This is a genomic window from Roseateles terrae (genome assembly GCF_014192155.1).
GTDB lineage: Bacteria > Pseudomonadota > Gammaproteobacteria > Burkholderiales > Burkholderiaceae_C > Roseateles > Roseateles terrae.
The window spans coordinates 251,287-272,253 of sequence record NZ_JACHXO010000003.1; the positions used below are offsets into that span (position 1 = coordinate 251,287).

General features: G+C 66.1%; 23 protein-coding genes. 2 read left to right on the forward strand and 21 right to left on the reverse strand.

The features are described 5' to 3' along the window. Positions 1 to 6: 6 nt before the first annotated feature. From FHS28_RS10375 to FHS28_RS10465, 19 genes are all read right to left on the reverse strand, one after another. A complete protein-coding gene (locus tag FHS28_RS10375) occupies positions 7 to 702 on the reverse strand; it encodes a DUF799 domain-containing protein (RefSeq protein ID WP_088452932.1) in 696 nt (231 codons plus the stop codon). 20 nt (positions 703 to 722) lie between these two features. Further along, a complete protein-coding gene (locus FHS28_RS10380) occupies positions 723 to 1,217 on the reverse strand; it encodes a DUF4810 domain-containing protein (RefSeq protein ID WP_246409895.1) in 495 nt (164 codons plus the stop codon). 10 nt (positions 1,218 to 1,227) lie between these two features. After that, on the reverse strand, positions 1,228 to 1,911 hold the full coding sequence (locus tag FHS28_RS10385; RefSeq protein ID WP_184294529.1) for a CsgG/HfaB family protein: 684 nt from the start codon (positions 1,909 to 1,911) through the stop codon (positions 1,228 to 1,230). Between the two features lie 265 nt (positions 1,912 to 2,176). Continuing rightward, the gene (locus FHS28_RS10390; RefSeq protein ID WP_088452930.1) at positions 2,177 to 2,605 is read right to left on the reverse strand and encodes a F0F1 ATP synthase subunit epsilon; all 429 of its coding nucleotides are present in this window, start codon (positions 2,603 to 2,605) and stop codon (positions 2,177 to 2,179) included. A gap of 184 nt (positions 2,606 to 2,789) precedes the next feature. Next, complete coding sequence (gene atpD, locus FHS28_RS10395) at positions 2,790 to 4,202, reverse strand: F0F1 ATP synthase subunit beta (protein ID WP_088452928.1); 1,413 nt, start codon at positions 4,200 to 4,202, stop codon at positions 2,790 to 2,792. A 51-nt stretch (positions 4,203 to 4,253) separates the two neighbouring features. After that, positions 4,254 to 5,129 (reverse strand): F0F1 ATP synthase subunit gamma, encoded by an 876-nt coding sequence (gene atpG / locus FHS28_RS10400; protein WP_088452926.1) that lies wholly within the window; start codon positions 5,127 to 5,129, stop codon positions 4,254 to 4,256. Positions 5,130 to 5,235: 106 nt separating this feature from the next. Continuing rightward, positions 5,236 to 6,789, reverse strand: a complete 1,554-nt coding sequence (atpA, locus tag FHS28_RS10405) for a F0F1 ATP synthase subunit alpha (RefSeq protein ID WP_088452924.1) — start codon at positions 6,787 to 6,789, stop codon at positions 5,236 to 5,238. A 94-nt stretch (positions 6,790 to 6,883) separates the two neighbouring features. After that, positions 6,884 to 7,417, reverse strand: a complete 534-nt coding sequence (locus FHS28_RS10410; RefSeq protein ID WP_088452921.1) for a F0F1 ATP synthase subunit delta — start codon at positions 7,415 to 7,417, stop codon at positions 6,884 to 6,886. 2 nt (positions 7,418 to 7,419) lie between these two features. Further along, positions 7,420 to 7,890 (reverse strand): F0F1 ATP synthase subunit B, encoded by a 471-nt coding sequence (locus FHS28_RS10415; RefSeq protein ID WP_088452919.1) that lies wholly within the window; start codon positions 7,888 to 7,890, stop codon positions 7,420 to 7,422. A gap of 37 nt (positions 7,891 to 7,927) precedes the next feature. After that, positions 7,928 to 8,176 carry a F0F1 ATP synthase subunit C gene (gene atpE, locus FHS28_RS10420; protein WP_058933479.1) on the reverse strand — a complete coding sequence of 83 codons (249 nt, stop codon included), beginning with the start codon at positions 8,174 to 8,176 and terminating at the stop codon, positions 7,928 to 7,930. Between the two features lie 73 nt (positions 8,177 to 8,249). Further along, the gene (gene atpB, locus FHS28_RS10425; protein ID WP_088452917.1) at positions 8,250 to 9,128 is read right to left on the reverse strand and encodes a F0F1 ATP synthase subunit A; all 879 of its coding nucleotides are present in this window, start codon (positions 9,126 to 9,128) and stop codon (positions 8,250 to 8,252) included. Positions 9,129 to 9,144: 16 nt separating this feature from the next. Next, positions 9,145 to 9,528 (reverse strand): ATP synthase subunit I, encoded by a 384-nt coding sequence (locus FHS28_RS10430; protein WP_221193876.1) that lies wholly within the window; start codon positions 9,526 to 9,528, stop codon positions 9,145 to 9,147. Between the two features lie 292 nt (positions 9,529 to 9,820). Beyond that, the gene (locus tag FHS28_RS10435; protein ID WP_088452913.1) at positions 9,821 to 10,792 is read right to left on the reverse strand and encodes an SMP-30/gluconolactonase/LRE family protein; all 972 of its coding nucleotides are present in this window, start codon (positions 10,790 to 10,792) and stop codon (positions 9,821 to 9,823) included. Between the two features lie 71 nt (positions 10,793 to 10,863). Further along, a complete protein-coding gene (locus FHS28_RS10440; RefSeq protein ID WP_246409964.1) occupies positions 10,864 to 11,310 on the reverse strand; it encodes a GNAT family N-acetyltransferase in 447 nt (148 codons plus the stop codon). 217 nt (positions 11,311 to 11,527) lie between these two features. Next, positions 11,528 to 12,187 (reverse strand): glutathione S-transferase N-terminal domain-containing protein, encoded by a 660-nt coding sequence (locus FHS28_RS10445; protein ID WP_088452909.1) that lies wholly within the window; start codon positions 12,185 to 12,187, stop codon positions 11,528 to 11,530. A 9-nt stretch (positions 12,188 to 12,196) separates the two neighbouring features. Then, entirely contained in the window at positions 12,197 to 12,796 is a 600-nt protein-coding gene (locus FHS28_RS10450) for a VOC family protein (protein ID WP_088452907.1), read from the reverse strand. A gap of 4 nt (positions 12,797 to 12,800) precedes the next feature. Further along, positions 12,801 to 13,643 carry a PhzF family protein gene (locus tag FHS28_RS10455; RefSeq protein WP_088452905.1) on the reverse strand — a complete coding sequence of 281 codons (843 nt, stop codon included), beginning with the start codon at positions 13,641 to 13,643 and terminating at the stop codon, positions 12,801 to 12,803. Positions 13,644 to 13,716: 73 nt separating this feature from the next. Further along, the gene (locus tag FHS28_RS10460) at positions 13,717 to 14,208 is read right to left on the reverse strand and encodes a GNAT family N-acetyltransferase (protein ID WP_310736769.1); all 492 of its coding nucleotides are present in this window, start codon (positions 14,206 to 14,208) and stop codon (positions 13,717 to 13,719) included. Further along, positions 14,205 to 15,416, reverse strand: coding sequence for an aminotransferase-like domain-containing protein (locus tag FHS28_RS10465; protein ID WP_088452903.1), 1,212 nt, complete (start codon positions 15,414 to 15,416; stop codon positions 14,205 to 14,207). Before FHS28_RS10465 ends, FHS28_RS10460 begins: the two co-directional genes overlap by 4 nt. Before the next feature lie 113 nt (positions 15,417 to 15,529). On the opposite strand from FHS28_RS10465, the gene FHS28_RS10470 reads away from it, so the two are divergent. Then, positions 15,530 to 16,984 (forward strand): aminotransferase-like domain-containing protein, encoded by a 1,455-nt coding sequence (locus FHS28_RS10470; protein WP_221193878.1) that lies wholly within the window; start codon positions 15,530 to 15,532, stop codon positions 16,982 to 16,984. A 127-nt stretch (positions 16,985 to 17,111) separates the two neighbouring features. Next, complete coding sequence (locus tag FHS28_RS10475; protein ID WP_088452901.1) at positions 17,112 to 17,897, forward strand: fumarylacetoacetate hydrolase family protein; 786 nt, start codon at positions 17,112 to 17,114, stop codon at positions 17,895 to 17,897. A gap of 32 nt (positions 17,898 to 17,929) precedes the next feature. On the opposite strand, the gene FHS28_RS10480 is transcribed toward FHS28_RS10475, so the two are convergent. Both FHS28_RS10480 and FHS28_RS10485 read right to left on the reverse strand, forming a co-directional pair. After that, entirely contained in the window at positions 17,930 to 19,807 is a 1,878-nt protein-coding gene (locus FHS28_RS10480; RefSeq protein WP_088452899.1) for an ATP-binding cassette domain-containing protein, read from the reverse strand. Between the two features lie 50 nt (positions 19,808 to 19,857). Continuing rightward, the gene (locus FHS28_RS10485) at positions 19,858 to 20,895 is read right to left on the reverse strand and encodes a Bug family tripartite tricarboxylate transporter substrate binding protein (RefSeq protein WP_088452897.1); all 1,038 of its coding nucleotides are present in this window, start codon (positions 20,893 to 20,895) and stop codon (positions 19,858 to 19,860) included. Positions 20,896 to 20,967 lie beyond the last annotated feature (72 nt).

Here is a 20,967-nt window from a genome sequence, read left to right on the forward strand (position 1 = left end):
GAGGCCTTATTTTCGTTCAGAGACAGGCTTGCGCGGACCGGGCAGCACACCATTGGTGGCTTGATCGCTCAGCAGTCGCGCACTGGCGATGCCGGCCATCTGGTAGCTCTTGTCGCTGAGGTTGTTGGCGATCTGGTCCACCAGCGCCTTGACCAGCAGTCCGACGATGCCCGCATTGTTGTTGTTCTGCTGCTCGGCGGTGGAGGCCGACGCCCGGCCATTCCACAGCTGGGTGCCGGTGCGCAGGTCCACCAGCACGGCTTCCATCTCGACCACGGCTTCCGAGCTGATCACCTTGTAGGTGGAGCCGTAGCGCTTGACCTTGACGTACAGGCCGGCGTCGGCACCGAAGATGTCCCGCAGCCTGGCGCGGTCGATCGCCTGGGCGTCCACCGCATTGTCGACGCCGTTGGTGCGCAGGGTCTCATCCACCAGCGACACCGGCAGCACGTAGTAGCCGGATTCAGCCAGCGGCTGGGTCAGGGTCGAGAGCACGGCATACGAAGCGCCGACTTCCGGCGAATCATTCACCGGCGGCAAGATAAGCACCGACGCGGGCTTTGCCGCCTTGAAGGCGGTGTAGTCGTAGGGGGTGGCCTGGTGGGCGCAGGCGGTCAGTGCGGCCAGCACGGCGGCGGCACCACCGAGGCGGAGCACACGCACCACGGCCGGCGGCAGGAGGCGGGAAAACAGGGGGATCATCGAAAGCTCCTGAGCCGGGGTCATTGCGACTTGGCCGCCGGGGTGGCGGCGGTGGCGGTGGTGCGGGCGGCGGCGGCCGGGGCGGCCGGGGCGGCTGCCGCAACGGCGGCGGACGCAGCACCCGCCGGCGCGGACACCGGCGCGCGGCGCTTGAGCAGCAGGTCCACAAACGCGGCGGACTCCGGGAACAGCGCACGTTCGGCTTCCAGATGGGCCGTGGCGGCGTTGTCGTTGCCGACCTTCGCGTAGAGCAGCGCCAGGTGGCCATGCAGGCCCGGGGGCGAGGCTTCGTTGGCCGCCTTGTTCTTCACCAGCTGCGCTTCCAGCTTGTCGATCTGTTCGCCGGCATTGGCGCCCGAGGTCTTGAAGTAGTCGTACAGGTTGGACTGGTAGCCGTTCCACTGGTAGAGCGGCTTGGGCGGCTGGGCGCAGGCGGTGAAAAGCCCGCACAGCACGGCGGTGACGAGCAGGGCTCCGCGGCGGCCAGCGGTCTGGCCGTTCATCTTGAACATCATGGGGATCCTTTTAGCGCGCCAGCGGCTTCCAGGCGCCGCTGTCAGCGCCCTGAACCAGGTTGTTCACCGCTTCACGGATGGCCAGATCCAGCACCTTGCCGTTCAGGGTGGCGTCATAGCTGGCGGTCCCGCCGAAACCCACGACTTCGCGGGTGGACAGGGTGTATTCGCCGGCGCCCTGCACCGAGTACACCACCTCGGAGGTTTGGCTGTTGACCACATTCAGTGTGACCTTGGCATAAGCGACTTGCGTCTTGCCGCGGCCCAGCACGCCGAACAGCTGCTGGTCGCCGACTTCCTTGCGACCGAATTCGGTCACGGCGCCGGTCACCAGATAGTCAGCGCCCTTGATGTTGAGGGCACCGGCCTTGAACTTGGCTTCCTGCTGCGCTTCTTCGAGGTTGTCGCGGTCCAGCACATTGAAGCGGTTGGTCTGCTGCAGGTGGGCCAGCAGGATGGTCTTGGACTGGCTGCCCAGACGGTCGATCGAGTCGGCGAACATGCCGCGCATGTAGCTGGAGCGGTTGTCGAACTTGCCCACCGCGATCGGTGCACGGGCGCCTTGATAGGCGGCGGGTGCCGGGGTGGTGGGGCGCGGCACGTCGATGGTGCGTGACTGCTCGGTGGCGCAGGCGGACAGGGCGGCGACGGTCAGGGCCAGGGTGGCGCGACGCGTCCAGGTGGTTTTCAGCATGGAACTCCCTCAATACAGCATGGACCTCCCAAGCGGGAGGATGACGCCGGACGTGATGGCAGCGTCATATGACCGACTGTACCTGCGAGGGAGGACGGGGGTCGAATGTCCGGTGGTGTCCTTGACCGGCTACGTGTGAACCACTGCATGAAAAACGGCAGGGTCCCCCCATAAGGTGGAGCCTGCCGTTGGTGGTACACCACCGTGATCGTCACCACGGGGTGGAGGGTGCGGATGCCGGTGCGAGGCCGTGCCGCCGGGGAGGTCAGCGCTTGGCGCGGAACTTCCGGAGCGCGGCGATCTGCGCGGCCATGGCTGCGAATTCGCTTTGTGCCTTGGCGAAGTCGATATCGCTCTTGGCGTTTTTCATGGCGTCTTCGGCGGCCTTTTTGGCGGCTTCGGCGCGGGCTTCGTCGAGGTCTTTGCCGCGGATGGCGGTGTCGGCGAGGACGGTGACCTGATCGGGTTGCACTTCGAGCAGGCCGCCGGCGACGAAGACGAATTCTTCTTCGTTGTTATCGGCGCGCTGGATGCGCACGGCGCCCGGCTTGATGCGGGTGATGAGGGGCGTGTGCTTGGGCAGGATGCCCAGCTCGCCGCCTTCGCCCGGGAGAGCCACGAACTTGGCTTCGCCCGAGAAGATTTGCTCTTCGGCCGAGACCACATTCACGTGGATCGTTGCTTGGCTTGCCATAAGGTTTCCAATCTATCGATTCGCCGCACGCACTTGAAATGTCGGCTCCGCCGAATTCCAGAGCGCGCGCAACGAGGGAAAAAGATTCAGAAAGCAAGCAGACGGTGTGGGGGCTAGGCGCTGCGCGGAGCCGGACTGGAGTCCGGCGAGCACAGCAACGACGCCCCCGCGCCGTATGCGCCGCTTACTGGATCTTTTTCGCTTTTTCGAAGGCTTCGTCGATGGTCCCGACCATGTAGAAGGCCTGTTCGGGCAGGTGATCGCACTCGCCGTTGACGATCATCTTGAAGCCGCGAATGGTTTCCTTCAGAGGCACGTATTTGCCGGGGGCGCCGGTAAACACTTCGGCCACGTGGAACGGCTGCGACAGGAAACGCTGGATCTTCCGGGCGCGAGCCACGGCCAGCTTGTCTTCCGGCGACAGTTCGTCCATACCCAGAATGGCGATGATGTCGCGCAGTTCCTTGTAGCGCTGCAGCACCGACTGCACCGCACGGGTGGTGGAGTAGTGCTCTTCGCCGATCACGTTCGGGTCGATCTGACGCGAGGTCGAGTCCAGCGGGTCCACGGCGGGGTAGATACCCAGCGAAGCGATGTCACGCGACAGCACGACGGTGGCGTCCAAGTGGGCGAACGTCGTGGCGGGGGACGGGTCGGTCAAGTCATCCGCAGGGACGTACACGGCCTGGATGGAAGTGATCGAACCGACCTTGGTCGAGGTGATGCGTTCCTGCAGACGGCCCATTTCCTCGGCCAGCGTCGGCTGATAGCCCACGGCGGAAGGCATGCGGCCCAGCAGGGCGGACACTTCAGTACCGGCCAGGGTGTAGCGGTAGATGTTGTCCACGAAGAACAGCACGTCACGGCCTTCGTCACGGAAGGCTTCGGCCATGGTCAGGCCGGTCAGTGCCACGCGCAGACGGTTGCCCGGAGGTTCGTTCATCTGGCCGTACACCATGGCGACCTTCGACTTGCTCAGGTCCTCCTGGTTCACCACGCCAGCGTCCGACATTTCATGATAGAAGTCGTTGCCCTCGCGGGTACGCTCGCCGACACCCGCAAACACCGACAGACCCGAGTGAGCCTTGGCGATGTTGTTGATCAGCTCCATCATGTTCACGGTCTTGCCCACGCCGGCGCCACCGAACAGACCCACCTTGCCGCCCTTGGCGAACGGGCAGATCAGGTCGATCACCTTGATGCCGGTTTCCAGCAGTTCCTGCGACGGGCTCAGCTCGTCATAGGCCGGGGCCTTGCGGTGGATGGCAGCCGTCTGAGCGGTGGACACGTCGCCGCGTTCATCGATCGGGTTGCCCAGCACGTCCATGATGCGGCCCAGGGTGGCCTGGCCGACCGGGACCTTGATCATGTCGCCGGTGTTGTAGACCTCGGTGCCACGGCGCAGGCCGTCGGACGAGCCCAGCGCAATGGTACGGACCACGCCGTCGCCCAGCTGCTGCTGCACTTCCAGCGTCAGGGCCGAGCCTTCCATCTTGAGGGCGTCGAACACCTTCGGCATCTGGTTACGCGGGAACTCCACGTCCACCACGGCGCCGATGCACTGAACGATCTTGCCCACCGATTGAGTGTTAGCCATTTTTTCGTTCCTTCAATTCAAATCTATGCGTTGCCTGCGATCGCTCGCCGGTCAACCGCTGATGGCGGCGGCGCCGCTGACGATTTCCGACAGTTCCTTCGTGATGGCGGCCTGACGGGTCTTGTTGTAGACCAGCTTCAGTTCACCAATCAGCGTCCCGGCGTTGTCGGTCGCGGCCTTCATGGCCACCATGCGGGCCGATTGCTCGGACGCCATGTTCTCGGCCACGGCCTGATAGACCAGGGCTTCGGTGTAGCGCACCAGCAGCTCGTTGATGACCGTCGGGGCATCCGGCTCGTACAGGTAGTCCCAGGCGTGACCGGCGGCGTCCGTCTCCAGCGACTCCTGAGTCAGGGGCAGCAATTGCAGCACCACCGGCTCCTGCTTCATCGTGTTGACGAAGCGGGTGTAGCAGAGATAGACGTGCGACAGCTTGCCTTCCGCATAAGCGTCCAGCAGTGTCTTCACCGGGCCGACGAGGCGCTCCAGCTGCGGGGCGTCGCCCAGCTGCGTGGCATGCGCGACGACCTTGGCGCCGATGCGGTTCATGAAGCCCAGGCCCTTGTTGCCGATCGCCACCACTTCTGACTTCTGACCCGCCGCCTCAAGCTCCTTGAGCTTGTTGGTGGTGGCGCGAAGCAGGTTGGTGTTGAGACCGCCGCACAGGCCCTTGTCGGTGGTGACCACCACGAAACCAGCCGTCTTGGCCTCGGGATTCGCCACCATGAACGGGTGACGGTACTCCGGGTTGGCCTTGGACAGGTTGGCGGCAATGTTGCCGACCTTCTCGGCGTAGGGACGGGCCGCACGCATCCGGTCTTGCGCCTTGCGCATCTTGGAGGCGGCGACCATTTCCATGGCCTTGGTGATCTTCTTGGTGTTCTCGACCGACTTGATCTTGCCGCGAATTTCCTTGCCTGCTGCCATGATTTCTCCTTTCAGTTCCCCGACAAGGCCGCATCGCTGCGGCTGGAGCGCCCGCCATGGCCGGCCAGGGCCGGCTCAGGACGGATGCGTCGGGGTTGGGTCATGTTCAGGCGAAAGACTTCTTGAAGGAAGTGATCGCTGCGTTCAGTTCGGCTTCGGCGTCCTTGTCCATGGCCTTCACGTCTTCCAGCTTTTGCAGCAGGGCAGCGTGAGAAGTCTTCAGGAACTGGTGCAGGCCGTGTTCGAACGACAGGACCTTCTTGACGTCGATGTCGTCCATGAAGCCCTTGTTGGCGGCGTACAGCGACGCACCCATCAGGCTGATGGGCAGCGGCGAGTACTGGGCCTGCTTCAGCAGTTCCGTCACGCGGGCACCACGGTCCAGCTGCTTGCGGGTCGCGGCGTCCAGGTCGGAAGCGAACTGCGCGAAAGCAGCCAGTTCACGGTACTGGGCCAGGTCGGTACGGATACCGCCGGACAGCGACTTGATCAGCTTGGTCTGGGCAGCGCCACCGACGCGCGACACCGAGATACCGGCGTTGATCGCGGGACGGATGCCGGCGTTGAACAGGTTGGTTTCCAGGAAGATCTGACCGTCGGTGATCGAGATCACGTTGGTCGGAACGAACGCGGACACGTCACCGGCCTGGGTTTCGATGATCGGCAGCGCCGTCAGCGAGCCCGTCTTGCCCTTGACTTCACCCTTGGTGAAGGCTTCCACGTAGTCGGCGTTCACGCGGGCAGCGCGTTCCAGCAGGCGGCTGTGGAGATAGAACACGTCGCCGGGGAAGGCTTCGCGGCCCGGAGGACGGCGCAGCAGCAGCGACACTTGACGGTAGGCCACGGCCTGCTTGGACAGATCGTCATAAACGATCAGGGCGTCCTGGCCACGGTCACGGAAGTATTCACCCATCGTGCAGCCCGAGTAGGCCGACACGTATTGCATCGCCGCCGATTCGGACGACGAAGCGGCCACGACGATGGTGTAGTCCATCGCACCGGCCTGTTCCAGAGCGCGCACCACGTTCTTGATCGACGAAGCCTTCTGGCCGATCGCAACGTAGACGCAGGTCATGTTCTGACCCTTCTGGTTGATGATCGCGTCGATGGCCACGGCAGTCTTGCCGGTCTGACGGTCACCGATGATCAGTTCGCGCTGACCACGGCCGACCGGCACCATCGAGTCGATCGACTTCAGACCGGTCTGCACCGGCTGGTCCACGGACTGACGGGCGATCACGCCCGGCGCGACCTTTTCGATCACGTCGGTCATCTTGGCGTTGATCGGGCCCTTGCCGTCGATCGGCTGGCCCAGGGCGTTCACCACACGGCCAATCAGCTCGGGGCCGACCGGCACTTCCAGGATGCGGCCCGTGCACTTGACGGTGTCGCCTTCCGAGATGTGCTCGTAGGCGCCCAGAATCACGGCACCGACGGAGTCGCGCTCGAGGTTCAGCGCCAGGCCGAAGGTCTGGCTGCCGTCAGCGGCAGCGGGGAACTCCAGCATTTCGCCTTGCATCACGTCAGACAGGCCGTGCACACGCACGATGCCGTCCGACACGGACACCACGGTGCCCTGATTGCGGACGTCGGTCGAAGCGCCCAGGCCTTCGATGCGGCTCTTGATGAGTTCGGAAATTTCAGCAGGATTCAGTTGCATTGCTTGCTCCCATCGGCATCCTGCCGAAGCAGGACACCAGGGTGAATCGGGGGGATCTTGGCAGTCGGGCTGTCCGCAAAAGGCCTTGGGGGCCTCAGGCGGTCAGCGCCACTTTCATGCGTTCCAGACGGGCCTTCACCGAGGTGTCCAGCACCTCGTCGCCGACCACCACACGGATACCGCCGATCAGGCCAGGCTCCAGCTCAACGTGGGCTTGCAGCTTGCGACCGAAGCGCTTCTCCAGCGTGGCCACCACCTCGGTCAGCTGGGCTGACTCGATGGGGTAGGCGCTGTAGATCTGCGCATCGGCCACGCCCGCAGCCGCGTTGGCCAGTTCGTGGAACTGCTGGACCATCGCCGGCAGCGCCGCCAGACGACCGTTGGCGACCACCTCGCGCACGAAGTTCTGCACGCCCGGGAGCAGTTGCAGCTTCGCGGCCGAGGCCATCACCTGGTAGACCTGGTCGGGACTGACCTTGGGGTCCTCGGCGAACTGGCGCAGGGCGCTGTCCTGGGCGACCAGGGCCAGCGCGGAGAGTTGCTCCTGCCAGGCCTTGGTGTCCTGTTGGGAGGCCACCTGGTACAGCGCCTCGGCGTAGGGACGGGCAATGGTTGCGAGTTCAGCCATGATTACAGCTCCGTCTTCAGACGGTTCAGCAATTCGGCGTGCACGCTGGCATTGACCTCGCGCTGCAGGATCTGTTCGGCACCCTTGACGGCCAGTGCAGCCACCTGCTCGCGCAGGGCTTCACGGGCACGCACCGACTGCTGTTCGGCTTCCGCCTTGGCAGCAGCGATGATCTTGGCAGCTTCGTCTTCCGCGCGCTTCTTCGCCTCTTCCACGATGCTGGCGCCGCGCTTTTCAGCGTCGGACAGCAGCTTGGTGGTTTCGTTGCGAGTCTGGGCCAGTTGCTCGTCGACCTTTTTGTTGGCCGAGGCCAGTTCGGCCTTGGCCTGGTCAGCGGCAGCGAGGCCGGCGCGGATCTTGTCCGCACGCTCGTCCAAGGCCTTCACGATCGGCGGCCAGATGAACCGCATCGTGATGAACACGAGGATGATGAACGGGATCCACTGAATGAACAGGCTAGCGTTGATATTCACGGCACGATCCTTTCAGTCGTGAAAGGTTCGGGAGGAATTAGCGCAGAACGAACGGGTTGGCGAAGGCGAACAGCAGAGCGATAGCAACGCCGATCAGGAACGCGGCGTCGATCAGACCGGCCAGAATGAACATCTTGGTTTGCAGTTCGTTCATCAGCTCGGGTTGACGGGCCGACGATTCCAGGAACTTGCCGCCCATCAGCGCGATGCCGATGGAAGCGCCGATCGCGCCCAGACCAACGATGATGCCGCAAGCCAGAGCGACCAGACCGAGGATGTTTTCCATGTTTTGCTCCTGAGAGAGTTAGTTTGAAAGAAAAGGGAAAGGGAACTTGAAATGAGCTGCCGGGTCCGCCGGATCAGTGCGCGTCGTGCGCCTGGCCCAGGTAGATCAGCGTCAGCATCATGAAAATGAAGGCCTGCAGCGTGATCACAAGGATGTGGAACAGCGTCCAGACCGTGCCGGCCAGAACGTGGCCGATGGCCAGTCCGATGCCGGTGCCGGTCAGGGCCCAGCCGCCGCCCATCAGGGCGATCAGCATGAACACGAGTTCGCCGGCAAACATGTTGCCGAACAGCCGCATGCCATGAGACACCGTCTTGGCGATGAACTCGATGATCTGCATGAGGAAGTTGAAGGGATACAGAGCCCAGTGATCGCCGAACGGGGCGGAGATCAGCTCATGGCCCCAGCCGCCCAGACCCTTGATCTTGATGCTGTAGAAGAAGCACAGCAGCAGGATGAAGGTGGACATGCCCAGGGTGGTGGACAGGTCGGCGGTGGGCACCACACGCATGTAGGCGTGGTGCGGGTCGTGGCCGGTGGAGGCGACATAGCCGGTCCAGGCGGACGGCAGGAAGTCCACCGGCAGCATGTCCATGGCGTTCATGAAGAAGATCCACACGAAGACGCTCAGGGCCAGCGGGCCGATGAAGGCGCGGCTCTTCTCGTTGTGGATCAGGGCCTTGGCCTGGTTGTCGACCATCTCGACCAGGATTTCCACAGCGGCCTGGAAGCGGCCGGGCACGCCGGAATGGGCGCGACGGGCGGCCAGCCACAGCACGAATAGCGTGATCAGGCCCAGCACCGAGGTGTAGAGCAGCGAGTCGAAATTGAAGACGCTGAAATCGACCGGGCCCACCTGCTTGGCGTTTTCGAACGAGAAGTTCTTTTGCCAGTGCTGCAAGTGGTGGGTGATGTATTCACCTGAAGTCGGCGCGTGTCCTTCTGCTGCCATGGTTGTTTTTCCGTCGCTATTTTCTGATTCGACCCTGCCGAAGCAGGGCCAGCCAATTTGCCTTCAGGCACACCACCAGGGCTGACAGCAGGGCTGGCCAGCTCAAGGCGGGGTACCGCAGGACGACCGCCACCAACATGGCGACCGCCAACAACATCTTGATCAGCTCCCACACCATGAACGTCAGCACCGCGGTGCCGGGATTCATGGCGGATCGCCGGGTGGTCCCCCACGCCATCAAGGCGCCGGGCACCACGACCGATGCAGCGCCGAAAAGCGCCGACCAGGCCTTGCTGCCTTGCTGGGTCAACAGCCCCCACAGCAGCACCATCACGCCCCCCGCCACCACCTGCCAGCCCACCAGGGCCCAGGGCGACACGACCGTCAGCTTGGGCCGCAAGGCCGCCGCTTCTTCTGCCGTGAGGGGCTTGAAAGCTTGTTCGCCGTCCGCATCTGAGTCAGGTTGATCTTGGGGGTTCACAACTGACCAGGTCCGTGCGGCAAATCCGCGAGATTATATGTGGTTTGTCCTTACTGCCCCTTAACAGAGCAAGGCATGCGTCATCACGCACCAACTTGACAGGGCGTGCGATCCACGACTAGGCATGCCGAAAGACATAGCCCGAAGGCCTCCTCCCGGAGGCCACGAGACCTAGGACAGGAACAAAGACAAGGGGCGCATCAGACCACGGTCAGCCTTCCGTGTCGAGCCGTGCGTATTGCACCGGCAGTCCGGCCACCGGCACCCTGAACTTCAGGACACAACCTGCCAGCGGCTGGGCCGCGAGCTCTTCAGGGCTGCGCTTTTCCCGGGCAGTGGTCACAAAAATCGTGCGCAGGTCCGGGCCGCCGAAGGCCGGCATCGTGGCGCAGCGCACCGGCAGATCGATGGTCTGCAGGCATTCGCCCTCCGGAGAGAAGCGGTGCAGCTGCTGCCCTTCCATCATGGCGATCCAGTAGCAGCCCTCCACGTCCATCGCTGCACCGTCCGGACGCCCCCCATAGGAGGACAGCGGCTGGCCCTCGGCGCGCACCGGGAACTTCAGGAATGGGCGGCGCTCGCCCAAAGTGCCGGCTTTTTGATCGAAGTCGAATTGATAAACCTCATGGGCCTTGGTGTCGGCCCAATACATCGTGGTGCCGTCCGGACTCCAGGCCAGGCCATTGGACGAGGTGATGCCGTCCTGCATCACTTCAAAGCGCCCGTTGCGGAAGCAGTAGAGGGCGGATTCGGGCTGGCGGGCATCGTCGATGGTGCCGACCCAGAGCCGTCCCAGCGCATCTGCCTTGCCGTCGTTGAAGCGGCGCTTGCTCGCGTCGTAGGGCGGCGGCGCCAGTTGCACATATTCGCCGCGGTCCGGGTCCATGCGCCACAGACCATTGCGCTGGGCCACCAGCAAGCCGCCAGACGCCAGCGGCGCGATGCAGCCGGGTTCGCTGTTCAGATCCCAGCGCTCAGGGGTGACATCGCCCTCGGACCAGCGGAACAGCGCATGGCCGGGGATGTCGAGGTAATACAACCGCTGCTCGCGCGGGTGCCAGAAGGGAGACTCGCCCAGCAGGGCCGGCGTCAGCGAGGCGGGCTCGATCTGCACCGGCGTGGCGCCGGAAGCGGAAGCGGAACCCGTCGCGGGCGCTGAGGAAGAGGCATTGGGCGTCGACATGCCCCGATGCTACGGTGGAAACCACACGAAACCGCACGGCATGACACGACAGGGCACGAAGGGTGAACCCCTCAGTTCAGCTCCACCTTCAGGTAGTGCGCGCCGGCAATCGGGTTGTAGTAATACGGCGGAATCTCGGTGAAGCCCAGGCTTTCATACAGGTCGCGCGCAGCCTCCATGTCGTCGAGGGTGTCGAGCAGCATGGTGGAGTAGCCCGCCGAGGTGGCTCGGTCGATCAGCGCATGGGCCAGCGTGCGTCCGAGCCCGAAACGCCGGAAGGCCGGCCGCACGAACAGCCGCTTCATTTCGCAGGCATTGGGATAGTCGCTGTCCGGCATCGGCCGGAAGCCGCCGCAGCCGGCCACCTGGCCGTCCACCAGCGCCAGCAGCAGCGTGCCCTGCGGCTCGGCATACTCGCCGGGCAAGGTGCGCAGCTCTTCATCGAAGTTCTGGAAGTCCAGCTCGATGTCCAGGCTCTGGCCGTATTCATGGATGATCTGCCGGGCCTGTTCCCACATCGCGGGAGAGTCCGGGCAGACGAGCGCGATCTCGGGGATCGCGGCGATCTCGGGTAGCTCAGGGGTTTCCACGGCCGCAGTGTAGCCAGAGCCCTCGCCGGCGGTCATGGTTGACCTCTCTAGTCGGCGACCTGATCAAGGCGCCGTTCTGTCACCCGAGCCGGGGACACGGTCCACGGACGCCGGCCCTTCACGGCCCCATCCGTCGCCAGTGGCCTCAGGGCCCCGCGTCCCGGCCGTGCAGGACGAATCCCGGTCGCTCGCACAAGCGCTCGTAGTAGGCCTGCACCGCAGCCAGCGCCGCATGCTCGATCGGCGCGGCGCACCAGCGATGGGTCGCCAGGCCCAGCACGACGTCGGCGAGGGTGAAGTCCTGACCCAGCACCCACGGACCGCCGCTCGCCAGCAACTGCGCGTCCAGCAGGGCCATGTGTCGATTCCACTGGCTCACACCGGAAGCGATCAGCGCCGGGTCCTGATGCGCGGGGCTCTGACGCACCAGCCCCATGAAGGCATAGCGCCAACTGTTGTTGAGGTCTCCGGCCTGCCAGTCCATCCACATGTCCACCTGCGCACGCCGCCGGGGCGCCGTGGGCAGCAGGTCCTCCCGCCGCTCACGCAGGGCCAGATAGCGGCAGATGGCATTGCTCTCCCACAAGGAAAAGCTCACTTCGCCCCAAGGTGTCGCAACACCCGGGCCGCCTTCCAGCAGCACCGGCATCATCTGATTGGGGTTGAGCTGACGGAAGGCCTCACTGCGGACATCCACCTCCACCCGCTCGATCGGAAGCCCCAGCTCCACGGCGGTCCACAACACCTTGCGGACGTTGATCGAGCTGGCGCGCCCCAGGACGCGCAGCGGTGCAGGGCCCGTCATCGCCACGGCTCAGTCCAGCGTGCCTTCGATGGCCTGCAGCGTCACCTCGCCCTTGGGCGTGGACAGCGTGGCGCTCAAACCGTCTCGCGCTTCCAGCGTCAGCAGTTGCACACCACTCTCCGGAAGCTTGTCAGTCGGATGACCGGTGCCGCTCCATTCGATCGGTGTGGGCAGGCCTTCCTTGCGCAGGCGACGGCCGTCATCCCGCAGCGCCAGGCGCCAGCGCATGTCGCCGCGGGCTCCTTCCACCGGCTGGCCGGCATCCACGCCCTCGCCCTGCCAATAGGCCAGCGCCGCATCCAGATTCGGCACCCGTGCCACCCAATGCAGCAGGCCCGGCCCTTCCTTCAGCTTCGCCTGCACGGCGGGCTGGTCCAGATCGAACCAGCGGGCGCGCTCCGGTGCGGCCGCCGACGGATCGACGGCCAGGATTTCCAGATAACAACGCGGATAGTTCGGCGCACTGATGTTCAGCAGCAGATTGTGCGTGCCCATCCAGGCGTGCTGTCCGCCGGGCTGGGGGGACACACCCAGCACCTGTTCGCACCACTTGCGCCCCTCCTCCAGGGTGCTTGCGGCAATGACGAGATGATCGACTTCCATGCTCATGGTTTCACAACCTCACCTGACCGTGGACCAATGGCGTCACATCGCCGCCAATCCAGCAATGTGCACCCTCCCTCGCCACATGGATTCGACCGGCACGCCCGAGGGCGGCGCCCTGGGCGGCCACATAGCGTTCTGGCGCCAGACCGGCGCCTTGCAGCCATAGTGCCAGACCTGCGTTCAAGCTGCCGGTGACCGGGTCTTCCGGCACCCCCAGCGTGGGCACGAAGGCCCTGACTTCAAATTCCTGCGGCGAACCTGGAGGATAAGCGCCAACGACACCCAACTTGAGGCCGCGCATCACATTGAAATCGGGTTGCAGCTGCAGTACAGCGTCCGCCGAGGCCAGCCGCGCCGCCATCCAGCCCGGGCCGTTGTCCACCCACACGAGGTCCAGCAGATCCTCCGATGGCAGGCGCAGCGAAGCGAGCACTTGCGCGCGAAGATTCGCATCTTCGACCGGGCCTTCGCGTCGCAGTGGCGGTGCGGCGAAGGCGAGGCGACTGCCGTCGCGTCGTACCCGCACCAGGCCAATGCCGCATTCCTGCACCACCTCGCCCGGTTTCTTCGGGTCGCCGCCACTGGCCAGCCAGGCGTGGGCCGATCCCAGGGTCGGATGGCCGGCGAACGGCAGTTCACCGCCCGGGGTGAAGATGCGGACGCGGTAGTCGGCCGATACATCGGTCGGTGGCAGCAGGAAGGTGGTTTCGGACAGGTTGGTCCAGCGGGCGAAGGCGGCCATCTGCGCCTCGCTCAGCCCGCCACCGTCCACCACCACCGCCAGCGGATTGCCTTGGAGCGGCTCACTGGTGAACACGTCCACCTGGACGAATCGACGTAATTCGGTCATGAGAGTCCTTTGTTTTGAGGCCGCGAGGCCGGCTGCCGCGCAGGGTCGCCAGGGGGCGGCGCACCAGCGCCGCTCAGCGTTGCTCGCGATACAGATTCGGACGCACGATCTCCATCCCGCGTTCCGGCGCCGCCAGCGCTGTGAAGCCGTGGCGCGCATACAGCGGATGCGCATCCCGCGTCACCAGCGAGAACCGGCGCAGGCCTTGCAGCCCGCTGTGCGACATCACCCGCGCGATCAACCAATCGCCCAGGCCCTGCCCGCGCCATTCCGGCCGCACGAACACGTCGCAAAGATAAGCGAAGGTCGCCCGATCCGAAATGATCCGTGCATAGGCCACCACGCTGCCGTCCGGATGTCGGCCGATCAGGTTGAGCGACCCCTGCATCGCGCGCCGCATCAGGTCCAGCGGGATGCCCTCGGCCCAGTAGGTCCGGCTGATCTGGTCGTGGATGGCGGCCAGATCGTCTTCGTCCCACGCTTCATCCAGGGTGGGAGTGAAGGGCAGCGTCAGCGCCCTGGACTTCGCTGCCGCCCCAGGCGCAGGGGTCGCCGGGCCGTTCACGGCGTCGGTGCTTCCGCCATCGCCAGGGCCTCGTGCAGGACCCGGCCCAGCTTCTCCACCCCTTCGCGGATCAGCGACGGCGTCAGCGTCACAAAGGACAGCCGCATCGTGCGCGGATCCGGTTGATGGGCGTAGAACGCGGCGCCCGGCACATAGGCCACACCCGCGTCCACGGCGCGCGGCAGCAGCGCCATCGCGTCCAGGCCCTCGGGCAGGCGGATCCAGAAGAACATGCCACCTTCCGGGTTCTGCCATTCGCAGCCCTGCGGCAGGTGTTGGCGCAGCGCCTCGGCCATGGCGTCGCGGTTGGCCTTGTACAGGGCGCGGATGCGCGGCACATGGTGGTCCAGGAAACCGTCCTTCACCACTTCATGCACCACCCGCTGGTTGAAGCCGGGGGTGTGCAGGTCCGCCGCCTGCTTGGCCTGCAGCAGCTTCGGATAGATCTCGCTCGGGGCGATGATGTAGCCCAGGCGGAAGCCGGGTGTCAGCACCTTGGAGAAGGAGCCCAGATAAATGCTGCCCTCAGGCCACAGTGCGCTCAGGGATGGGGGCGGCGGCTGGTCGAACCACAGGTCGCCATAGGGGTTGTCTTCCACCACCGGCACGCCGGCACGGCGCGAGGCCTCCATCACCGCTTCCCGGCGGGCCTGGCTCATCACGCGGCCGGTCGGGTTCTGGTAGTTGGGCAGCAAATAGCTGAAGCGGGTGCCCGGCGCGTCATGCGGCAGCGCCTCGATGGCGGAGGGCAACGGACCCTGGTCATCGCTGGCCAGGCTGGCAAACAGCGGCTCATAGGGTGTGAACGCCTGCAGCGCGCCCAGGTAGGTGGGCGTTTCCACCGCCACCGGCGCGCCGGCATCACACAGCAGCTTGCCCACCAGGTCCAGGCCCTGCTGCGAACCGCTGGTGATCAGCACCTGGTCCGGCGTCGCCTTCATGCCCAGCTCGGCCACACGGTGGGACACCCATTCGCGCAGCGGCGCGTAGCCCTCACTGGCGGCGTACTGCAGCGCTTCCTTGGACTGATGGCTCAGCACCCGGTCGCAGGCCGCCTGGATGGCTTCCACCGGGAAGGTGTCCGCCGACGGCAGCCCACCCGCCATGGACAGGACGCCCGGCTTTTCAGTGACCTTGAGGATCTCTCGAATGATGGACGGGTTCATGCGGGCGGCACGGCGGGCCTGCGTCCAGGGGCTGCGGTTCATGGAATTCTCCGACGTCAAAGCTGGCGCAACAGCGCCTCGAACGCCAAGTCTAGTGGCCCTGACCAGCACAGAACCAATACACTGATCCACATCAGTGCTTCCTCTGTATTGGCATGGACACCAGCACAGCCTCATTTGCCGCGCCCGGCACGCCCGCCGTGCTGTCCCGCAACGCCAGCGAACCGTTGGCGCAACAGCTGGCGCAGCGCTTTGCGGCCCGTATCCATCAGCGTCTGCTGCTGCCGGGGGCCCGGCTGCCCTCGGTGCGGGACTGTGCGCGCCATCATGGGGTGAGTCCCTATACCGTCGTGGCGGCCTACGACCAGCTGCTGGCCCAGGGCCTGCTCGAAGCCCGCAAGAAGCGTGGGTTTTTCGTTCGCGAAACCCGGCCGCAGCCCGCGCGGCTGCCAAGCACCGGCGTGGCACCGCCCGCAGCACCGCTGCCGCAGCCGGTGGATGCCAGTGCGCTGATCCGCGGCATGTTCCAGGCGGACGCGCGCCGCTCGCCCGGGCTGGGCACCTTGCCGGCGGAATGGCTGGACCTGCCCCTGCTACAGGGCACCCTGCGGCGGCTGGCCAGCCAGGCGGACGATGCGCTGCTGTCGGGATATGGCGATCCGCTCGGCGACCTGCGCCTGCGGGAGGCGCTGTCGTTGCGACTGCTGGACCTGTCGGTGCAGGCCGCGCCGGCGCAAATCATGAGCACCGTCGGCGCGACCCACGGGCTGGATCTGATCACCCGCGCCTTCCTCAAGCCGGGGGATGCGGTGCTGGTGGACGATCCCGGCTGGGCCATCGAATATGCACGGCTGTCGCAGGCGGGCATGCGGCTGCTGCCGGTGCCGCGGGGCGAGCTGGGCCCGGACCTGGATGTCATGCGGCGGCTGGTGGCGGAGCATCGGCCCCGGATGTACGTGACGGTCTCGGTGCTGCACAACCCGACGGGCGCGACACTGAGCCTGGCCCATGCGCACCAGATCCTGCGGATCGCACATGAGGCGGACCTGCTGATCGTCGAGGACGACACCTACGCCTTCTTCGCGCCCAACCATGCGCCCCGTCTGGCGGCGCTGGATCAGCTGCAGCGCACCCTCTACGTGTCCGGCTTCTCCAAGATGCTGTCGCCGTCCTGGCGGGTGGGCTTTGTGGCGGCCAGCCCCGACCGCATCACCCAGCTGACGGAGCTCAAGCTGTTGGCGTCCCTCACCACCAGTCCGCTGATGGACCGGGCGGTGGCGCTATGCCTGGAGCAAGGCCTGCTGCGGCGTCATGCCGAGCGGGTCTCCGCCCGGCTGGAGACGGCTCGGCAACGCTGTGCGCGACTGGTCGAAGAATCGGGACTGAGGTTCAGCGCGCCGCCGGCGGGCCTGTTCGGCTGGGTGGACGTGGGCGTGGATACCGAGCGGCTGGCGCAGCCGATGATGGACCAGGGCTGGCTGATCGCACCGGGCATCCTGTTCAGCCCGACGCGTCAGCCCGGCACACGGATGCGCATCAACTTTGCCACGTCGCAGGATGCGAAGTTTTGGCGGGCGCTCGGGGAGACGGTGGAGCGGCTTCGGCGCTGACGGCGCAACGCGGAACCCGGGATCACCTGCGCTGCGGCATCCCGAGGCGCCGCGCGCCTCAACGGCCGCCGCTCCCGCCAGTCCGTGTGGTGACCAGGACCATTCCGACTGGGCCTAAGATCAGCGCATGAACGCAGATTCCCCTTCTCGCAGCGAAGCCCTGGGCCGGGCACTGGCCGATGCCTGGACGCAAGGCCAGGTCCTCAACGAGCGCGATTGGTCGCTTCCCGACGAGGCCGCCGCCTACGCTGCCCAGGACGTGCTGGCGCGCTCGCTGCAATGGACGGCGCCGGGGCGTCCCCAATACTGGAAGTGCGGCGGCGGCTCACGCAGCGCACCGCTGGGGCAATCGCCGCTGGCGCCGCTCGGAGTGCGCGAGGTGCGGGGCCTGCGCAATGGCGGTGACTTCGGCGACCTGCGCCTCTTTGGCGCCGAAGCGGAAATCGCCCTGCGCCTGGGCCGCGACGTGACGCCAGCCATGGCGGCCGGTCTGGCCCCCGGCGACACCGGTGACCTGATCGACGCGATGTGTGTCGCGGTGGAATGGATCAGCTCACGCTGGGCGGGCGGCATGAAGGCCGACCCGCTGCTGCGTCTGGCGGATGCGCAGTCTCACGGCGCGCTGGCGCTGGGCGCCTGGCAGCGCTGGGATCCCTCGCACGACTGGCGGCAGCAGCCCTGTGAACTGCAGATCGGGGATGCCGCGCCGCTGGCCGGCCTCGGTGGCCACGGTCTGGACGATCCGGGCTGGACGGTGGCGCACTGGCTGAAGGTCGCCACCCGAAACGGTCAGACCCTGTCCGCAGGCAGCGTCGTGACGACCGGTGCCTGGCGCGTGGCCCTGGACCTGCCGGCCGGCACCACGGTGACCGCGCGGTATGAGGGATTGGGCAGCCTGACGGTCCGGAACTGAGCCGAGACGGCGGACCGCCGGCCCGCCTTCCATCACTTCGCTTCGAGCACTTCCCAGCGCTCCATCAGCCCCAGCAGCTCGTCATCGATCTCTGCCACCCGCTGGGTGACTTCGTTGATGCGGGCCGCCCCCTGTGCATACAGATCGGTGCCGTTGAGCAGCGCATGCAGATGCGCCTGCTCCGTCTCCAGCGCCGCGATCTTGCCGGGCAGCTCTTCCAGCTCGCGCTGTTCCTTGTAGCTGAGCTTGCGCTTGGTGGCCACCACCGGCGCGGGAGTCGGTGCTGCGGCGGGCGCAGGGGCCGCCACCGCGGCCGGCGCCTGACGCGCCCGGATCTCCGCCGCACGGCGGGACTGGGTCAGCCAGTCTTCCACGCCACCTTCGTACTCACGCCAGAAGCCGTCGCCTTCATTGACGATGGTGGAGGTCACCACGTTGTCGAGGAAGCGCCGGTCGTGGCTGACCAGGAAGACGGTGCCGTCATAGTCGGCCAGCAGCTCTTCCAGCAGCTCCAGGGTTTCGATGTCCAGGTCGTTGGTCGGTTCGTCCAGCACCAGCACATTGGCCGGGCGGGCGAAGAGGCGCGCCAGCAGCAGGCGGTTGCGCTCGCCGCCGGAGAGGCTGGACACCGGGGAATCCGCCCGCGCCGGCGAGAACAGGAAATCGCTGAGATAGCTCTTCACATGCTTGCGCTGCGTGCCGATCTCGATCCATTCGCTGCCCGGGCTGATGGTGTCGGCCAGCGTCGCCTGCAGGTTCAACGCATCGCGCATCTGGTCGAAGTAGGCGACCGTCAGGCGGCTGCCCAGGCGCACCGTGCCGCTGTCCGGCGGCAGTTCGCCCAGGATCATCTTCAGCAGCGTCGTCTTGCCGGCACCGTTGGCACCGACCAGCCCGATCTTGTCGCCGCGCAGGATGGTGGCGGAGAACTCGCGGACGATGTCCCGGTCGCCATAACGCTTGCTGACCTTCTCCAGCTCCGCCACGATCTTGCCGCTGGACTCGCCGGTGGCCACATCCAGCCGCACCTTGCCCTGCACGTCCCGCCGCGCATGCCGGTCCTGGCGCATCTGCTGCAGCCGCTGCACACGGGCCACGCTGCGGGTGCGCCGCGCTTCCACGCCCTTGCGGATCCAGACTTCCTCCTGCGCCAGCAGCTTGTCGAAGCGGGCATTGGCCAGCGCCTCGTTTTCCAGCTCATAGGCCTTGGCGGCCTGGAACGCGGCAAAGTTGCCGGGATACCCGCGCAGTTGCCCACGGTCCAGTTCCACGATGCGGTTGGCCACGTTGTCCAGGAAGGCACGGTCGTGGGTGATCAGCAGCAGCGAGCCCTTGAAGCTGGTGAGCAGCTCTTCCAGCCAGCGGATCGCATCCAGGTCCAGGTGGTTGGTGGGTTCGTCCAGCAGCAGCACGTCCGGCTGGGCCACCAGCGCGCGCGCCAGCGCCACACGCTTCTTCAGACCGCCGGAGAGTTCACCCACCCGCCGATTGGCATCCAGGCCCAGACGGTGCAGCGTTTCGTCCACCCGCTGTTCCCAGTTCCAGGCGCCGATCTGCTCGATGCGCTCCTGCACCCAGCCGAGGTCGTCATTCTCGTCATGGGCCTCATAACGGGCCCGCAGGCTCTTGGCTTCCGCCACGCCTTCGCTCACCACATCGAAGATGCTGGCATCGGGGCGCAGCTCGGGTTCCTGCGGCACATAGACACTGGTCAGGCCCTGCTGCAGCTGCAGCAGGCCGTCGTCCAGCTTCTCGAGGCCGGCCAGGACCTTGAGCATCGAGGACTTGCCGGTGCCGTTGCGGCCGATCAGGCCGACGCGTTCGCCGGTTTCCAGCGAAAAGTTCGCCCCGTCCAGCAGAGGGACGTGGCCAAAGGCCAGATGGGCATTGGTGAGGGAGAGGACAGCCATGGGGCGATTGTCCCCGATCGCGCCGGCCGGCCCGGTGCCGGGCCGGAAATTCAGTCGTCCGATGAGAACCCGGACGCCTGCACGATCGGCCCCCAGCTCGCCCGCTCCGCAGCCAGGCGACGGGCATAGTCCGCCGGCGCCATCACCAGCGGCTCGAAGCCGAGTTTGGCCAGCCCCTCCACCACCTGCTTTTCCCGCAGCGCCACCCGGGCGAGGTCAAACACCTTGTCCACCACCACGGCGGGTGTGCGGGCCGGCAGGAACAGGCCGTAGGTCTCCACCCCCTGGATGCCGGGGAAGCCTTGCTCGGCGAAGGTCGGCACCTCCGGCACGAAGCGCGAGCGCTGCTGATCGGTGACGCCGAGGATGCGGATACGGCCGCTGGCCAGATGCGGCAGGAAATCGCCCAGGATGAAGCAGCCGGAAGCGATCTGGCCGCCCATCAGGTCCTGCAGGCCGGGAGCCGCCCCGCGGTAGGGCACATGGGTGAGCTTGATGCCGGCCGCGCGCTGGAACTGGTCCCCCAGGAAATGCGGCATGGCCCCGGCTGCTGGCGAGGCATAAGCGGCCTGCTCCGGGCGGGACTTGGCCCAGGCGACGAAGTCCGCCAGCGTCCGCACCGAGGTGGGCACCATCGGGCCGACGCCAAAACCGCAGGTGGCATTGGCCACCGGGGAGACAGGGATCACGTCGGAGTCCGCCTTGTAAGCGAGCTTGCGGTAGACATGCGGATAGATGGTGAACATCGAGGATGGACTCATCAGGAGCGTGCCGCCATCGGCCGGCGCATCCTTCAGCGCCGTGATGGCCAGGCGCCCGCCAGCCCCGACGCGCTGATCCACCAGCACCGTCTCCGCCAGCCGGCCACGCCAGGCCTCCGCGACGCGGCGGGCACAGACGTCCACCGAGCCGCCCGCAGGAAATCCCACCAGGATGCGTGGCATGGCGGCCTGGGCCCGTGCCAGGCGCGGCGCGCCCAGACCCGCCAGGGTGGCGCCGAGTGCGGTCAGCCAGAGACCGGCCTCGCGCCGGGTGGGGTGGGCACGGGACGGTAGCGTCCGGCGGGACCGGTGAGAGGGTTGTTTCATCGCCTTGTCTCCTGTCGTGCGCCTGTGACCGGCGCTGTGTTGGAATTCATAGAGCTACAACGTGGCCGCAGT

What these genes read in the sequence shown, in the direction of transcription:
- FHS28_RS10440 (WP_246409964.1), bottom strand. Translation starts at nt 11,310, where the DNA reads ATGTGGGAACAGGCCCGGCAGATCATCCATGAATACGGCCAGAGCCTG.
- FHS28_RS10470 (WP_221193878.1), top strand. Translation starts at nt 15,530, where the DNA reads ATGGACACCAGCACAGCCTCATTTGCCGCGCCCGGCACGCCCGCCGTG.
- FHS28_RS10435 (WP_088452913.1), bottom strand. Translation starts at nt 10,792, where the DNA reads ATGTCGACGCCCAATGCCTCTTCCTCAGCGCCCGCGACGGGTTCCGCT.
- atpD (WP_088452928.1), bottom strand. Translation starts at nt 4,202, where the DNA reads ATGGCTAACACTCAATCGGTGGGCAAGATCGTTCAGTGCATCGGCGCC.
- FHS28_RS10480 (WP_088452899.1), bottom strand. Translation starts at nt 19,807, where the DNA reads ATGGCTGTCCTCTCCCTCACCAATGCCCATCTGGCCTTTGGCCACGTC.
- FHS28_RS10485 (WP_088452897.1), bottom strand. Translation starts at nt 20,895, where the DNA reads ATGAAACAACCCTCTCACCGGTCCCGCCGGACGCTACCGTCCCGTGCC.
- FHS28_RS10465 (WP_088452903.1), bottom strand. Translation starts at nt 15,416, where the DNA reads ATGAACCGCAGCCCCTGGACGCAGGCCCGCCGTGCCGCCCGCATGAAC.
- atpA (WP_088452924.1), bottom strand. Translation starts at nt 6,789, where the DNA reads ATGCAACTGAATCCTGCTGAAATTTCCGAACTCATCAAGAGCCGCATC.
- atpG (WP_088452926.1), bottom strand. Translation starts at nt 5,129, where the DNA reads ATGGCAGCAGGCAAGGAAATTCGCGGCAAGATCAAGTCGGTCGAGAAC.
- atpB (WP_088452917.1), bottom strand. Translation starts at nt 9,128, where the DNA reads ATGGCAGCAGAAGGACACGCGCCGACTTCAGGTGAATACATCACCCAC.
- FHS28_RS10455 (WP_088452905.1), bottom strand. Translation starts at nt 13,643, where the DNA reads ATGACCGAATTACGTCGATTCGTCCAGGTGGACGTGTTCACCAGTGAG.
- FHS28_RS10380 (WP_246409895.1), bottom strand. Translation starts at nt 1,217, where the DNA reads ATGATGTTCAAGATGAACGGCCAGACCGCTGGCCGCCGCGGAGCCCTG.
- FHS28_RS10385 (WP_184294529.1), bottom strand. Translation starts at nt 1,911, where the DNA reads ATGCTGAAAACCACCTGGACGCGTCGCGCCACCCTGGCCCTGACCGTC.
- FHS28_RS10450 (WP_088452907.1), bottom strand. Translation starts at nt 12,796, where the DNA reads ATGAGCATGGAAGTCGATCATCTCGTCATTGCCGCAAGCACCCTGGAG.
- FHS28_RS10445 (WP_088452909.1), bottom strand. Translation starts at nt 12,187, where the DNA reads ATGACGGGCCCTGCACCGCTGCGCGTCCTGGGGCGCGCCAGCTCGATC.
- atpE (WP_058933479.1), bottom strand. Translation starts at nt 8,176, where the DNA reads ATGGAAAACATCCTCGGTCTGGTCGCTCTGGCTTGCGGCATCATCGTT.
- FHS28_RS10390 (WP_088452930.1), bottom strand. Translation starts at nt 2,605, where the DNA reads ATGGCAAGCCAAGCAACGATCCACGTGAATGTGGTCTCGGCCGAAGAG.
- FHS28_RS10475 (WP_088452901.1), top strand. Translation starts at nt 17,112, where the DNA reads ATGAACGCAGATTCCCCTTCTCGCAGCGAAGCCCTGGGCCGGGCACTG.
- FHS28_RS10375 (WP_088452932.1), bottom strand. Translation starts at nt 702, where the DNA reads ATGATCCCCCTGTTTTCCCGCCTCCTGCCGCCGGCCGTGGTGCGTGTG.
- FHS28_RS10410 (WP_088452921.1), bottom strand. Translation starts at nt 7,417, where the DNA reads ATGGCTGAACTCGCAACCATTGCCCGTCCCTACGCCGAGGCGCTGTAC.